At 44.3% G+C, this 544-nt stretch carries 1 rRNA gene; it reads left to right on the top strand.

From position 1 onward, the window contains the following. Positions 1-211: 211 nt before the first annotated feature. A 5S ribosomal RNA gene (gene rrf, locus DWY37_RS15685) occupies positions 212-329 on the top strand. Positions 330-544: the final 215 nt, after the last annotated feature.

Here is a 544-nt window from a genome sequence, read left to right as displayed (position 1 = left end):
CTCCTTTCTAAGGAAATCGAGTAAAGATTATTTCGCTGTTGAGTTATCAACGAGCACTGCTGGATGAGCAGATGCGACTGAGCCAGGCTGGTCTGGCAGAAGGAGCATAAGCGAAGACAGATTGGGCGACTGACTCTCGTGAGATGAAGCAAAGCGGAATCGAACGAGTCAGGAGAACAAAAGACAGTGCGAGATAAGATAACAAAATAACACTGGTGGCGATGCGCTTAGGGGAAACACCCGTCCACATCCCGAACACGATGGTTAAGACCTAAGCGGCCGATGGTACTACGCTGGAGACGGCATGGGAGAGTAGGTGGCTGCCAGATTAAAAAAGAAAACAACAGCTATGCTGTTTTCAATATAAAACGGGCATCCGAAGGATGCTAACCTATATCAGCAGGGAAGTGCTGTTAAGATACAGGGTTTTTACCCGTGATTAGAGGATTCAAAAGATTGAGTTTTCTAATGACTGGTAAAACAGTCAGAAAAACGTACCTTGAAAACTTCATACAGAATTGATGATAAGACTATCATTTTAGAA

It is taken from the genome of Roseburia sp. AF25-13LB (assembly GCF_003478915.1).
Classification (GTDB): Bacteria; Bacillota; Clostridia; order Lachnospirales; family Lachnospiraceae; genus Roseburia_C; species Roseburia_C amylophila.
The sequence above is the reverse complement of the archived record's forward strand: the minus strand, read 5'-3'. Positions and strand labels throughout refer to the sequence as shown.